The organism is Candidatus Pelagibacter sp., assembly GCF_052049815.1.
Lineage (GTDB): Bacteria > Pseudomonadota > Alphaproteobacteria > Pelagibacterales > Pelagibacteraceae > Pelagibacter.
In genome coordinates this window covers 1-14,685 of sequence record NZ_JBNGZG010000025.1, presented here as the reverse complement: position 1 = coordinate 14,685, position 14,685 = coordinate 1, and the positions used below count along the sequence as shown (strand labels likewise).

The 14,685-nt window shown below is 27.7% G+C and carries 13 protein-coding genes; 8 read left to right on the top strand and 5 right to left on the bottom strand.

Features of this window, described 5'->3' with window-relative positions:
- The first annotated feature begins 414 nt into the window (after positions 1–414).
- Positions 415–2,199 carry an aspartate--tRNA ligase gene (gene aspS, locus ACTT9D_RS05310; protein WP_440930765.1) on the top strand — a complete coding sequence of 595 codons (1,785 nt, stop codon included), beginning with the start codon at positions 415–417 and terminating at the stop codon, positions 2,197–2,199.
- Here the strand turns inward: aspS and ACTT9D_RS05305 are convergent, their stop codons facing one another.
- The gene (locus tag ACTT9D_RS05305; protein WP_440930764.1) at positions 2,200–3,024 is read right to left on the bottom strand and encodes a TSCPD domain-containing protein; all 825 of its coding nucleotides are present in this window, start codon (positions 3,022–3,024) and stop codon (positions 2,200–2,202) included.
- Between the two features lie 108 nt (positions 3,025–3,132).
- Between ACTT9D_RS05305 and ACTT9D_RS05300 the strand changes: the two genes are divergently transcribed.
- Together ACTT9D_RS05300 and ACTT9D_RS05295 are read left to right on the top strand one after the other, a co-directional pair.
- Entirely contained in the window at positions 3,133–3,492 is a 360-nt protein-coding gene (locus ACTT9D_RS05300; protein ID WP_440930763.1) for an NADH-ubiquinone oxidoreductase subunit NDUFA12 family protein, read from the top strand.
- A complete protein-coding gene (locus ACTT9D_RS05295) occupies positions 3,455–3,841 on the top strand; it encodes a DUF2155 domain-containing protein (RefSeq protein WP_440930762.1) in 387 nt (128 codons plus the stop codon). The genes ACTT9D_RS05300 and ACTT9D_RS05295 overlap by 38 nt, the downstream gene beginning before the upstream one ends.
- Here ACTT9D_RS05295 and accC read toward each other — a convergent pair.
- From accC to aroQ, 3 genes are read right to left on the bottom strand one after another with little or no spacing between them, the layout of a single operon-like run.
- On the bottom strand, positions 3,838–5,175 hold the full coding sequence (gene accC / locus ACTT9D_RS05290; protein ID WP_440930761.1) for an acetyl-CoA carboxylase biotin carboxylase subunit: 1,338 nt from the start codon (positions 5,173–5,175) through the stop codon (positions 3,838–3,840). The genes ACTT9D_RS05295 and accC overlap by 4 nt on opposite strands.
- Positions 5,175–5,612, bottom strand: coding sequence for an acetyl-CoA carboxylase biotin carboxyl carrier protein (gene accB / locus ACTT9D_RS05285; protein WP_440930760.1), 438 nt, complete (start codon positions 5,610–5,612; stop codon positions 5,175–5,177). The genes accC and accB overlap by 1 nt, the downstream gene beginning before the upstream one ends.
- Positions 5,599–6,045 carry a type II 3-dehydroquinate dehydratase gene (gene aroQ, locus ACTT9D_RS05280; protein WP_440930759.1) on the bottom strand — a complete coding sequence of 149 codons (447 nt, stop codon included), beginning with the start codon at positions 6,043–6,045 and terminating at the stop codon, positions 5,599–5,601. Before aroQ ends, accB begins: the two co-directional genes overlap by 14 nt.
- A 17-nt stretch (positions 6,046–6,062) precedes the next feature.
- On the opposite strand from aroQ, the gene thiS reads away from it, so the two are divergent.
- Positions 6,063–6,281, top strand: a complete 219-nt coding sequence (gene thiS / locus ACTT9D_RS05275) for a sulfur carrier protein ThiS (protein WP_440909245.1) — start codon at positions 6,063–6,065, stop codon at positions 6,279–6,281.
- Between the two features lies 1 nt (position 6,282).
- The gene (locus ACTT9D_RS05270; RefSeq protein ID WP_440930758.1) at positions 6,283–7,056 is read left to right on the top strand and encodes a thiazole synthase; all 774 of its coding nucleotides are present in this window, start codon (positions 6,283–6,285) and stop codon (positions 7,054–7,056) included.
- Here the strand turns inward: ACTT9D_RS05270 and ACTT9D_RS05265 are convergent.
- The gene (locus ACTT9D_RS05265; RefSeq protein ID WP_440930757.1) at positions 7,049–8,878 is read right to left on the bottom strand and encodes an Rne/Rng family ribonuclease; all 1,830 of its coding nucleotides are present in this window, start codon (positions 8,876–8,878) and stop codon (positions 7,049–7,051) included. The genes ACTT9D_RS05270 and ACTT9D_RS05265 overlap by 8 nt on opposite strands.
- A 93-nt stretch (positions 8,879–8,971) precedes the next feature.
- Between ACTT9D_RS05265 and ACTT9D_RS05260 the strand changes: the two genes are divergently transcribed.
- The 3 genes from ACTT9D_RS05260 to ACTT9D_RS05250 all read left to right on the top strand — a co-directional run bounded on the left by ACTT9D_RS05260 (position 8,972) and on the right by ACTT9D_RS05250 (position 14,591).
- Positions 8,972–11,311 carry a penicillin-binding protein 1A gene (locus ACTT9D_RS05260; protein ID WP_440930756.1) on the top strand — a complete coding sequence of 780 codons (2,340 nt, stop codon included), beginning with the start codon at positions 8,972–8,974 and terminating at the stop codon, positions 11,309–11,311.
- A protein-coding gene (gene prfB / locus ACTT9D_RS05255; protein WP_440930755.1) for a peptide chain release factor 2 occupies positions 11,311–12,409 on the top strand; the annotation gives its coding sequence in 2 pieces (ribosomal slippage) (positions 11,311–11,379 and positions 11,381–12,409; 1,098 coding nt in all). The genes ACTT9D_RS05260 and prfB overlap by 1 nt, the downstream gene beginning before the upstream one ends.
- Positions 12,402–14,591 carry a hypothetical protein gene (locus ACTT9D_RS05250; RefSeq protein ID WP_440930754.1) on the top strand — a complete coding sequence of 730 codons (2,190 nt, stop codon included), beginning with the start codon at positions 12,402–12,404 and terminating at the stop codon, positions 14,589–14,591. The genes prfB and ACTT9D_RS05250 overlap by 8 nt, the downstream gene beginning before the upstream one ends.
- Positions 14,592–14,685: the final 94 nt, after the last annotated feature.

Sequence of the window (14,685 nt, the reverse complement as noted above, 5' to 3'; positions counted from 1 at the left end):
CCCGCCCCAGGCATGTTTCTTATCATCCTTTACCCGCCACACGCTACAGGCGCCCGTCTCGAGGCCTCGGAGATGTGTATAATAGACACATATAGAAGATAAATTTCTAATCACCACTTCCAAGATCCCAATTTCTGAAATCAATTTCAATTTAAATGACTTAAGATCAAGATGTAGTAATTTTATTATATCAAAGATTTCAAATCCAGATGATGATTTAGTTTATGCATTAATAATAAAAAATCTTTCAGATAGACAAATATTAATTGATAAAAAATTAGTAGATTACATCGTAAAAAGAATAACGAGATCTTATGGAAAAATTTCGGATTTCATATATAAGATCGACCAAATTAGCTTAAAAGAAAAAAAATCTATAGATTTTAAAATAATTAAAAAAGTATTGGAGATGAATTGAACAAGTATAGAACACACACCTGCAATCAGTTGACCAAAAAAGAAGTTGGATCAAAAGTAAAAATTTCTGGATGGATAAATAAAAAAAGAGATCATGGAAACTTATTGTTTGTTGACTTAAGAGACAACTATGGAATTACCCAGTGTATTATCGACCAGGAAAATAAAAATTTTAAAGAAATCGAAAAATTACAGTTAGAAACAGTTGTTAAAATAGAAGGTTCTGTTTTGGAAAGAACTACTGAGACTATTAACAAAGAAATACCCACAGGAGAAATTGAAGTTTCAATAGATGAATTTGAAGTTCTTGGAACATGTAAAGAGTTACCTATGCCAGTTTTTAGTGATCAAGAATATGCAGAAGAAATAAGATTAAAGTATAGGTTTTTAGATTTAAGAAGAAAAAAAATTCATGAAAATATTTTATTAAGATCTAAAGTTATTTCATTTATTAGAGAACAGATGAATAAGTTTGGTTTTTTAGAATTCCAAACACCAATTTTAACTTCATCAAGCCCAGAAGGTGCAAGAGATTTTTTAGTTCCTAGTAGACTAAATCCCGGAAAATTTTATGCACTGCCACAAGCGCCTCAACAATTTAAACAGTTAATAATGGTTTCAGGTTTTGATAGATATTTTCAAATAGCACCCTGTTTTAGAGATGAAGATGCTCGTGCTGATAGAAGTCCTGGGGAGTTTTATCAACTAGATTTAGAAATGTCATTTGTTGAACAAGAAGATGTTTTTAAAGTTGTTGAAGAGTTATTGATTAATACTTTTAAAAAATTTTCAGATAAAAAAATGTCATTTGAAAAATTTCCAAGAATTTCATACGACGAAGCAATGTTAAAATATGGTTCAGACAAACCAGATTTAAGAAATCCTTTAGTAATTAATGATATAACTGAGATCTTTAGTAGAGACGATGTATCATTTGAAATTTTTAAGAAGTTAGTAAAAAACGGTTCTTTAGTTAGATGCATTGTAACCAAAAATACCAAAGACAAGCCTCGAAGTTTTTTTGATGGAATTGATAAGTGGGCAAAAGATCAAGGTTGGGCTGGATTAGCTTATTTTACTCTTGAAAGTGACAAAGAAATTACGGCAAAAGGTCCAGTAGGAAAATTTTTTAAAGAAGATGCTTTAAAAGAATTAATGAAAATAACGAAGGCTGAAGTAGGGGATAGTATATTTTTTGCATGTAACAAAAAAGATGAAATTGAAAAAATTACTGCACAAGCAAGAGAAAAAATAGCGAATGATTTACAATTAATTGATGAAAAAATTTTTGCTTTTTGTTGGATAGTAGATTATCCCATGTTTGAAATTGACGAGAGTAATGGACAAATAAGATTTAGTCATAATCCATTCTCAATGCCTCAGGGTAATTTAGAAAAACTAAATTTTGAAAAACCTTTAGAAATGAAAGCTTATCAATACGACATTGTTTGTAATGGTATTGAGTTATCATCAGGAGCTATTCGAAATCATAAGCCAGAATTAATGTATAAATTATTTTCTATTGCTGGATATAGTAAAGAACAAGTAGATGAGAAATTTAGTGGGATGATTAATGCACTTAGTTATGGTGCACCTCCACATGGTGGCATTGCCCCAGGAATAGATAGAATAGTTATGCTTTTAGCAAACGAAAAGAATATAAGAGAAGTAACAATGTTTCCTATGAATCAAAATGCCCAAGACCTTATGATGAATGCACCATCAGAAGTAAGTGAAAATCAACTTAAAGAATTAAATTTATCTCTAAAAAAAAAAAACTAGTTATTTCTTTCCTTTAAGACTTATTTTAACATCTGATAAATCAACTAGATTTTTTTTATAATTATTTCTGACAAAACCTTTGCTTGTCATATCTTTCATAATTTTTAGTAACTGATTTTGGCTTTCATTTTCTTGATCATCTATAGAAATACCTTCAGAGCTTCCTATTGACGGAGTATGAGCTAAGTCCTCTCTATTTTGATAAGAAATTGCAAGTTCTCTAAAGATATAATCTAAAATTGAAGATGCGCTTAATATTCTATCATTACCATACACCTTACCTGAAGGTTCAAATTTAGTGCCTACGAATGCACTAATAAATTCATCAAGGGGAACCCCATATTGAAGACCTAGAGAAACGGCAATTGCAAAATTATTCATTAAAGCTTTAACTAATTCACCTTCTTTACTCGTATCGATAAAAATCTCTCCAATCTTTCCGTCTTCGTATTCTCCAGTATGCAAATAAACTTTATGATCACCAATAGTTGCTTTTTGAATATAGCCCTTTCTTCTATCGGGCATGCTTAGTCTTTTTCCAGATTTTTCTGAAGTTTTGGCAAATATATTTTGTTGAAAGTTTTTTTCAGTTAATTTTGAGTCATCTTTTTTAGCAACAATATTTATCTTTTTTTCTTCAACGACTTTATTATTTTTTGGATCTAAATTTTTCGTTTTTCTATTATCTAGCTTGACATCTAAGACTTCAAATTTTCCATCGTCTCTTTTTTCAAGATTTTTTAATTCATTTTCATTTATGTCATCAAGGTAATGATTAACCTTAAATGTACACGTGTAATATGTCTCAACTAAATATTTTGCCATTTTTCCTCTATTAATAAAAATTGTTTGAAAATCGATTCAATTAATTTATATACATTATAATCTTATAGTCTAATTTAATTTATACAATTTAAAATTGAAAATTTAAAAATGATATCTTTACTTCAAAAAATTTTTACTTGGTGGAATCGTGATACTTTTGGAACAAGATTGAAAACTTTAATTAGCGGTAGACTTGTTGGCCAAGATTCATTTGGAAATAAATATTATGAAAATAAAAAAGGTGAGCGATGGGTAATTTACGCTAATGAAATAGATGCATCAAAAATCCCTGTAGAGTGGTATTCTTGGATCCATCATACACCTAACAAAATCCAAAATGAACATGACCTTAAAAAATATTCTTGGCAAAAACCTCATCAACCCAATCTTACAGGTACTAAGGAAGCTTATTATCCAAATAAAGATAAAGATGAACCTGAAAAAAAATATAAAAGTTGGCTTAATTAGTATTGCTCTTTTAATTACTTCTGTTTCTTTAGGAAATTCCAATACAAATCTTGAAGGAAATTATACAGAAATCAAAATTTTGAATAAAATCAGTTCGAAAAATACTTCATTAGAATTAGAAAACAACAAAGAAATAGCTTTTGATGATTTATTGATTAAAAGTATCAAATGTAAAAATTCCGAATTTGATGATGATCCAGAAATAATTGCATATATTCAAGTTATTGATCAAAGTATAACTAATAATAATGAAGTTTTTGTATTTAATGGCTGGATGTTTTCATCAAGTCCTTCGATCAATCCTTTTGATCATCCGGTATACGATATTTGGCTTACAAGCTGTTACTAAATTACTTTTTCGTTATCTAACCAACTAACATTATAATCAGAATCTAAAAATTTTTTATGTTTTAATAAAGTTTTGTGAAGTGGAATAGTGGTAGTTATGCCTTCAATCACAAATTCATCCAAACATCTGTTCATCCTTTGAATAGCTTCAGTTCTATTTCTACCATGACAGATTAATTTACAAATCATACTGTCATAAAATGGCGTTACTTTATAACCTTGAAATATTGCACCATCTACTCTTGTTCTAAATCCTGATGGTTGATGACACATGCCAATTGTTCCTGGAGAGGGCTGAAAATTTTTACTAGCATCTTCAGCATTTATTCTACATTCAATAGCATGACCTCTTGGATTTATATCTTTTTGTTCTAATGCCGTTTCTCCACTGAAGGCAATCCAAATTTGCTCTTTAATAATGTCTACACCAGTAACCATTTCACTAACTGGGTGTTCAACTTGAACACGTGTGTTCATTTCTAAAAAATAAAACTTCCCATCCTCATAAATAAATTCAACAGTTCCAGCTCCTTGATATCCAATTTTCTCTACCATTTTTACAGTTTTTTCGAACAAATCTTTCCTTATTTTATCTGTGAGTACTGGACTTGGAGTTTCTTCAATTAGCTTTTGATGTCTTCTTTGAACCGAACAATCTCTTTCATGTAAATGAACAGTTCTATTTTTTCCAGCTAAAATTTGAACTTCTATATGTCTTGGATTTTGAAAAAACTTTTCAATATAAACTTCATCGTTACCAAAATATTTTTGCGCTTCTGATTTTGCAGTAGAAAAAAGTGTTTCAAATTCCTCTTCTTTTTTTACAATTTTCATTCCTTTACCACCACCACCACCAGATGCTTTTATCAAAACTGGAAATCCAATTTTTTTACATAAATCTTTAGCTTCCTTAATATCGGTTACACCACCTTCAGATCCTTCAATTACTGGAAGTCCATTTTCTTTTGCTATTCTCTTTGCTTGGATTTTATCGCCCATCATTTCAATATGTTTTGCTGAGGCACCTATAAATGTAATCTTATTTTCCTCTAGTACTCTCGCAAAATTTGCATTTTCAGATAAAAATCCATAACCAGGGTGAACTGCCTCTGCATTTGTAATTTCTATTGCTGACATTAAGGCAGGGATGTTTAGATAACTGTTTGCTGGTTGATGAGAACCAATGCATACACTTTCATCAGCAAGTCTTACATGCATGCTATCTCTATCAACATCAGAATGAACAGCAACAGTAGATATACCCCATTCTTTACACGCTCTGATAATTCTAACTGCAATTTCCCCACGGTTTGCAATTAAAATTTTCTTAAACATTATTCTACTATGATAATTGTTTGACCAAACTCTACTGGTTGACCATCTTCAACACAAATTTCTTTAACAATACCATCAGCCGTAGAAGGCACATGGTTCATTGTTTTCATTGCTTCTACAATCATAATTGTGTCACCTTTTTTTATTTTTTTTCCAACTTCTACAAATTTTTTAGCTCCTGGTTCTGGAGCATGATACGCTGTTCCAATAATTGGAGATGTAACTTTTGTACCAGAAGTTGATTGTTGTTTGCTAATATAATTTTTTGAATTTTCAGTTGCTGACGATGCCTGAATTGGTGCGGCAGCTGCAGTTACAGTCGCTGATGTTTTTGAAACTTTTATTTTTGTATCTTTGTCTGTGTATTCAATTTCAGTTAAGTTAAATTCATTTAGATATTCACTTAACTCTTTTATGGTTTCTTTATTTATTTTCATCTTGTAGCATCTTATGTAATCTAATTATGGCTAAAATATAACCTTCAGTACCTAGACCAAATATTCCACCAGTAACCACATCACTAATTAATGATTTTTTTCTAAATTCTTCTCTCTTATATATGTTAGAAATATGTAATTCAATAACAGGCTTCTTTAAAATATCTAAAGCATCTCTTATTGCAACAGAGGTATGTGTAAAACCAGCTGCATTTATAATCATTCCGTCATATTTTTTTCTTGATTCTTGAATAACATTTACAATTTCACCTTCCACATTGGACTGAAAAAATTCTATTTCTAAACCAATCTTTTTTGCTTCAGCTTCACAATTTTCTTTTAATTGTTTGTAATTCATTGACCCATATTGGGATTGTTCTCTTTCACCTAATAGATTAAGATTAGGACCATTAACAACAATAATTTTATTCATTAAATTCTTTATACATTATGAAAAAGATAAAAAAAATAAATATTAAATTAAATGGAAAAAAAACTAATGTAGATGATCAAATTAGTTTGAATAAAATTTTAAAAAATTTCAATATTCCAACAAATAAGGTAGCTATTGAGTTAAATAAAGAAATAGTTAATAAAAAAAAATTAAGTTCAATAAAAATTAGAAACAATGATAGTATTGAAATAGTTCATTTTATTGGTGGTGGTTAACATGAAAAAAGATAGTTTAGTAATTGCAAAAAAAAAATTTAAATCACGCTTAATTGTTGGTACTGGCAAATATAGGAGCATGTCTCAGTGTGCAAAGGCAATTAGCTTGTCTGGTGCTGATATTGTAACAGTTGCAGTTAGAAGGGTAAATATTTCTGATAAATCAAAACCTTTACTAATGGATTATATAAATCCTAAAAAAATTACATATCTACCTAATACAGCAGGTTGTTTTACATCTGAAGAAGCACTTAGAACCTTAAGATTGGCAAGAGAAATAGGAGGGTGGAAATTAGTAAAACTTGAAGTTCTTGGAGATAAGAAAAATTTATATCCTGATGTTATTGAAACTTTAAAATCTACAGAGGTTTTGTCAAAAGAGGGATTTAAGGTAATGGTTTATTGTACGGACGATCCACTAATGGCGAAAAGATTAGAAAACGCTGGCGCATGTGCGATTATGCCATTAGCTGCTCCAATAGGATCAGGACTAGGAATTTTAAATAAAGTTAATGTTAAGATGATAAGAAAACAAACTAAACTTCCATTAATAATTGATGCAGGGCTTGGGCAAGCATCTGATGCTACAATCTCAATGGAACTAGGTTGTGATGGAGTATTAGTGAACACTGCTATAGCTAAAGCAAATAAACCTTTTGAAATGGCTTTAGCATTTAAAAATGCAGTTATAGCAGGAAGACAATCCTTTTTAGCAGGAAGAATAAAACAAAATTTAATGGGAAGTGCTTCTTCACCATTAGATGGTATCATTTAGATTTTTTGTAATATTTTTTTTTAAATGGTTTTTTTTTATATTTTTTTTTTACAATTTGCTTTGAATTTGAAATATCTTCATCAATAGGTGAGTTTGATAAATTTTGAAGACTTATTAAATTCTCAAATACTTCTATTGTCTTTTTAGATTTATTTTTTAAGTCAATTATATATTCGGGGATGATAAGTTCATTATCAGATATTATATCAATCTTAATTTTATTTTTTTTTTCAAAATAATTTAGACTATCAATATAATTTTCTTTAAGAAAATTTGAAATTTTTTCACATACTTTAAGTTCAACAAATTTTGCTTTACTTGTTACAGCTTTAATTTCAACAAGCTTTAACACTTTTCTTGCAAAAGACTCATTTGTTAATACAACTTTCCATTTCACAGCACTTTCCCTAAGTCTTTGTCTAGACATTTCCAGTAATCCAAAATTACTTATCTTTCCAATTTGTATTCTTGCTCTATCTGATCTACATTTTTCTTTTAATTTTCTCTCAACTAATCTTCTGTTTCCAAAACTAAGCATATCAATAAAATCAATGATTATTAATCCTGATAGATCTCTGATTTTTATTTGCCTAGCAATTTCTTCTGCAGCTTCTAAATTAGTGTCTAAAGCAGTACTTTCGACGTTTTTTTGTTTAATTGAACTTCCAGAATTTATGTCTATTGAAACTAGAGCTTCAGTTGGATTGATAACTAAGTATCCACCAGAAGTTAATTTAATTTCAGAGTCAAATATTTGATTAAGTTTTTGTTCAATATTTTCTTCTATAAACAAAGGTAGCTTACCTCTATATTTTTTTACTTTTTTAACATTTGTAGGCATCATCATTTTCATAAATGATTGGGCTTTTTTGTAACCTTCATTACCATCTACAATTATATTTTTTGTATTTTCATCATACATATCCCTAATTGTTCTTTTGATAATTTCACTTTCTTGGTGAATTAATGATGGAGCAATAGAGTTAATGGCTGTGTTTTTAATTTGATTCCATGTATTTATTAATGTTTTTAGGTCATGGTTAATCTCATTTTTTGTTTTATTACTACCTGCTGTTCTAACAATTAAACCCATCTCCTTTGGGATCTCTATTTCATTTAAAATTGATCTAATTTTTTTTCTATCTATAGGATTGAATATTTTTCTAGAAATTCCACCACCTTTTGCAGTGTTAGGCATTAAAACAATATATTTCCCTGCAATAGATATAAATGTACTTAAAGCAGCACCTTTTTGACCTCTTTCATCTTTAATAACTTGTACAAGGATAACTTGATTGGGTTTTATAACTTCTTGAATCTTATATCTTTTATGTTTAATTTTTTTTATTTCTATTTTATCTTCAATTTTTTTCTCAGAATCATTGCTTTCTTTTTTTTCTTCCAGTAGTAAATCTTTATCTAAACCTGTGGCTTCAATCTCTTTATCTGGCTCAACAGGATCATTTGCTTCTAATTTTCCTTCTGCTAAGTTTTCATTATCTATTTCTTCAACTTGTTTTGATAATTCTTCTCTTATTTTTTCTTCTTCTTCCTTAAGTTTCTGTAAATCACTTTGGGGAATTTGATAATAATCTGATTGGATATCATTGAATGATAAAAAGCCATGTCTTTCTCTACCAAAGTCTACAAATGCAGCTTGCAAAGATGGTTCTATTCTGCTTACTTTGCCAAGATAAATATTATTTTTGATTAAATCATTCTTAAAACTTTCATATTCATAATCTTCAATATGATTGTCTGATTTAAGCACAACTCTTGTTTCATTAGGATGCGAAGCATCGATATATAAATTTTTTTCCATAATTTAGATATTTGATATTTGTTTAGATTAATTGTCATAAAATTTTGTGTATAGCCTTATATTTAACAAATTCCTTTATATAATGAAATTAAAATGAGTAAATTTTTTCAAAATATTTTAATCACAATTGTAAGCTTAATTATACTATTTGGAATTACAATTTTTACTATTTTATGGACTTTTTCTAATAAAATACCAGATTATAAATTTTTAAAAAACTACAAACCTCCAGTTTCAAGCAAAGTATATTCAGGTGATGGAACTTTAGTAGCAGATTTTTCTAGAGAAAAAAGAATATTTGTTCCATACGAAGCAATTCCCAAAAATATAATTAATTCTTTTTTATCAGCAGAAGATAAAAATTTTTTTTCTCATCCGGGTGTCGATGCAAAGGGAGTTGTTAGAGCGATAATAAATAATTTTTCAAATATTTTAAATTCAAAGAGACTAGAGGGAGCATCTACTATTACTCAACAAGTTGCAAAAAATTTTTTATTATCTAATGAAATAAGCATCAATAGAAAAATTAAAGAGGCTATCTTAGCATTCAGAATTGAGAGAGCCTTATCTAAAGAAAGAATTCTAGAACTTTATCTGAATCAAATATATCTTGGTGGAGGCACATATGGTGTAGCAGCTGCAAGTTTACAATATTTTGATAAACCAATAAAAGATTTAGATTATTCTGAAGCAGCTTTACTTGCAGCTTTACCAAAAGCTCCAAGTAGATACAATCCATACAAGAATAAAAAATTAGCTAAATTTAGAAGAGACTTGGTATTGAAAAACTTATATGAAAATAATTTTATTGATCTTCAAAGTTACAAAGATTTAAAGAAAAAAGAAATAATTTTAAAAAGAAATAAAAAAGTTTTTTTAGAAGATGCCCAATATTTTATAGAAGATGTGAGAAAAAAAATAATAGATCAAATCGGATTTGAAAGACTTTACAAACAAGGTTTTAATATCAATACGCCAATTGATCTTCATTTACAAAATTTAGCAACACAATCTTTAAGAAAAGGTTTAATTGAATATGATCAAAGAAAAGGATGGAGAGGTCCAATAACAAATATCAAAAATTATAACAAAGATTGGCATAAAAATTTAAATAAGTTTGAATTAGAAAAATCACTACAGTGGAATTTAGCTATTGTTAAAGAGGTAAAAAGCTATTCAGTTTTGATTGAAACAAAAAATGGTTTAGATGGTATTATTTTTAGGCAAGATATTTCTTGGATAAAAAAAAATTTGGATGAATTACTCAAAGTGGGTGATGTTATTCATGTCAAATTAAAAAATAAAAATGAGTATGAAATAAAACAAGAACCAGAAATAGATGGTGGCATAGTTGTAATGGATCCTTACACAGGAAGGGTATTAGCAATGAGTGGAGGGTTTAGTTTTAAAAAAAGTGAATTTAATAGAGTATCTCAAGCTTTTAGACAACCAGGATCAGCTTTCAAACCGTTTGTATATGCTTTAGCGTTGGAAAATGGTTATACTCCATCATCTCTCGTATTAGATGCACCTTTAGTTCTAGATCAAGGTGAAGATTTGAAGTTATGGAAACCCGAAAACTATGGTAAAAAATTTTATGGTCTTTCAACTTTGAGAACTGGTTTAGAAAAATCAAGAAACTTAATGACAGTTAGAATCTCACAAGACTTAGGTCTTAATAAAGTCATAAATTTTTCAAAAAAACTAGGAATTTACGATAATCCTGATGAACTTTTATCAATATCTTTGGGTTCTGCAGAGACAACTTTATTAAAACTAACTTCAGCTTACTCTGCTTTTGTAAATGGTGGAAAATTAGTTAAACCAATTATAATCGATAGAATACAAGATAGTGAAGGTAATACAATTATCAATAATGATTTAAGGAAATGTATTGATTGTGATAAGATTTCATATCTGAGCAACAATTATCCAATTTTAAAAAACGATTATAAACAAATTTTTTCAAAACAAACTGCATATCAAATGACATCAATTTTGGAAGGAGTTATAAAAAGAGGAACTGGAAAAAAATTAAGAGATTTAAATTTGAATTTAGGAGGTAAAACGGGGACTACAAATAAAAATACTGATACTTGGTTCATTGGTTTCACATCTAATTTGGTTATCGGAGTTTATGTAGGAATGGATAATCCAAAACCTTTAGGAAAAAATGAGACAGGTGCTAAAACTGCCTTACCAATATTCAAATATTTTTTAGAATCGTCATCAAAAAAAATTGAAACCAGGCCATTTAAAGTTCCAAACGATATAGTGATGATGGTTGTTGATTCAAACACTGGTCAAAAAGTAAAATTTTACTCTAAAAATACAATAATTGAAAATTACAAGAAAAAAGATATTGTTAATAACAAAGTTAAAAAAATAAATAATAAAAACTTTGAAGAAAATAAAATATTAAGATTTTATTGATGGAAAATGAAATTCAAACATTTTTATCTGACATTAAAAAGATAAATCTAAGAATAAAGGAGTATCTTTGATAAAAATCAAGTTATTTCAAAGTTAAAATCCATAGAAGAAAAAATGCTACAGGCCAATTTTTGGCAAGATAAAGAAAAGTCAAAAAAAACTCTTAAAGAAAAAAAATTACTTGAAGAAATATCATCTTCACATTTGAATATTGAGAGTGAGTTAAAAGATGCAGGAGAACTTTTTGAGCTTGCAAATAGTGAAAATAATCATGAAATTCTCTCTGATTTAAAAATCAATTTAAAAAATCTTAAAAAAACAGTTAAACAAAATGAAATAAAATGCTTTTTATCAAATGAAGCAGACTCCTTAGACACTTATATTGAAATACATGCTGGGGCTGGAGGAACTGAGAGTCAAGATTGGGCTCAAATGTTAAGAAGAATGTATGTTAAATGGGCAGAGAGAAAAAAATTTAAAGTAGGATTAATAAGCGAGCACACAGGAGATGAAGCTGGAATAAAATCGTCTACTATTAAAATAGAAGGTGATTATGTGTTTGGTTGGCTTAAAAAAGAGTCTGGTATCCACAGATTGGTGAGAATTTCACCATTTGACTCTGGAGCTAGAAGACACACTAGTTTTGCAAGTATTTGGATATATCCTTTAGTAAATGAAGATATTAAAATTGATATTCAAGAAAAGGATTTAAGAATTGACACATATAGATCTAGTGGTGCCGGAGGTCAGCATGTAAATACTACAGATAGTGCAGTAAGAATTACACACTTACCAACCAAAATAGTTGTACAATGTCAGAACGAGCGATCGCAACACAAAAATAAAGAGACATGTATGAATATGCTAAAGGCAAGACTTTATGATTATGAGATAAAAAAAAAGGAGGAAGAGAGTCAAAATACAGAAAGTATTAAATCTGAAATTGGATGGGGCCATCAAATTAGATCATACGTGTTACAGCCTTATCAATTAGTTAAAGATAACAGAACTAATTTTGAAAGCACTAGCCCAGAAAAGGTATTAGATGGTGAAATTGATGAGTTCTTGGAGCAATCTCTCTATAATTTGAATGATTAAATATTTTTTTAGATTCTTAATTTTAATCACAATATTTATTTTTGGTTTTATAAGTTATTTTTCAATAATTGGTTTCGAAACAAAAAAGTTTAATTCATTAATAAAATCAAATTTAAATAGTATAGACAAACAAATAGATATAAAATTAAATGTTGTTAAGATTATTTTAGACCCATTTAGTCTTAACTTACACATAAAAACATTAGGTCCAAATATTTTATATAACAATAATTTAATTGAACTTGAGTCTGTCAAAACACAAATTTCATTATCAAGCATAATCAATAAAAAAATTTCATCATCTAACTTATCAATTTCAACAAAACTAATTAAGATTAATGATTTGACCTCTTTTATAAGAGCAATAAAAAATACCCCAGAATTTACACTTGTCGATAAAATTATAGATAAAGGTTTTGTAATTGCTGACTTAAATATAAATTTTGATGAGAATGGTAAAATTAGTGATGATTATGAATTAAAAGGTATCATAAAAGATGTTGATTTAACTCTTTTAGATAACAATCAATTACGTGATATAAATTTTAATTTTATTCATAAAAGTTCAAAAACAGAATTAAAAGATATTAGTTTTGCTTATCGAGATTTAAAGATTATTTCAAACGAGCTTACTATAATTAACAAAGATAAAGAAATTTTTCTTAAAGGTGAGTTAGATACAAAATTAATTACGATTAATGAAAAAGAAATTTCTGATTATTTTGATTATGGAAATAACTTAGAAATTAAAAAGATTAAATTTTCTTCAACTAATGATTTTGAAATTTCATTAACAAAAAGATTTAAAATAGAAAATTATGATATTACATCTTCCGTAAATATAGAAGATTTAGTTTTAAAAAATTTCTTGAACTTAAAGTATTTTTTTCCAGAAATGAAAGAGACCATATCACTCAAAGACAACAAAATTAATTTAATTTCAAAAAAAAACTCTTTTAAACTATCTGGTTCTGGGAAAACTTTATTACAAAAAGAATTAGATGAGGTAAGTTTTGAAGTTATAAAAAAAGATAATAGTTATATTTTTGATTCAAATTTTGATATTTCAAATAATCCTATAAAAATTAAATTTTTAAATTTTGAAAATTCTAAAAAAATAAAAACAACCCTAAGTTTGCAGGGAAAATATATTAAAGATCAAAATTTAAGTTTTGATACAATATCTTTTGTAAATGACAAAAATATTATTGAAATTGATAATTTAAAATTTGATAAGAATTATAAAATTTCTGATTTAAATCATGCCTCAATAAAAATAGTTGACGAGTTAGATAAGAAAAATCAATTTTCAATAAATAAAAAAAAAAACCATTATAATATTTCAGGAAAAAATTTTAATGCATCAATTTTAGTCGATGATTTAATAACAAAAGATGATGATCAAAATCAAAATTTATTCAGTGATGATTTAAATTTAAAATTAGATATTGATGAAGTATTAATTGCAGAAAATCATATTATAAAAAACTTGAACGGCGATATAAACTTTGAAAAAAATAATATCAATAAAGCAAATTTAAAGGGTTCTTTTTCAAAAAATGAAAATATTTCTTTTAGTGTAATTAAAAAAAACGATCAAAAAGTTACAACTTTTTTCTCTGATAAAGCAGAACCATTTGTTAAAAAATTTAAATTCATAAAAGGATTTGACGGAGGATCATTAGATTTTTATTCGGTTGAAAGTGGAAATACCTCAAACTCTCAGATTAAACTTTATGATTTTAAGCTTAAAGAAGTGTCAGCTTTAACAAAAATACTAACTCTAGCATCATTACAAGGTATTGCAGATTTATTGTCTGGGGAAGGTATAAGGTTTGATGATTTTGAGATGAAGTTTCAAAATCAAAAAAATTTGATTAAAATAAATGAAGTCTATGCAATAGGACCTGCGATTTCTATCTTAATGGATGGTTATATTGAAAAAGATAAATTAATAAGTTTGAGAGGTACACTTGTGCCTGCTACAACAATAAATAAATTTATTGGTTCTATACCAATACTTGGAGACATCTTAGTAGGCAAAAAAACTGGTGAAGGTGTGTTTGGTGTAAGTTTTAAGATTAAAGGTCCACCCAAAAAAACAGAGACAACAGTTAATCCTATTAAAACTCTTACACCTAGATTTATCACCAGGACCTTAGAAAAAATAAAAAAAAATTAGACTAGATTTATTTTAAAATGTCTTTTTTTTCCAATTGATAATTTAAATGAATTATCTTTGTAATCTTTAAAATTTATTTTTAGATTTTCATCAT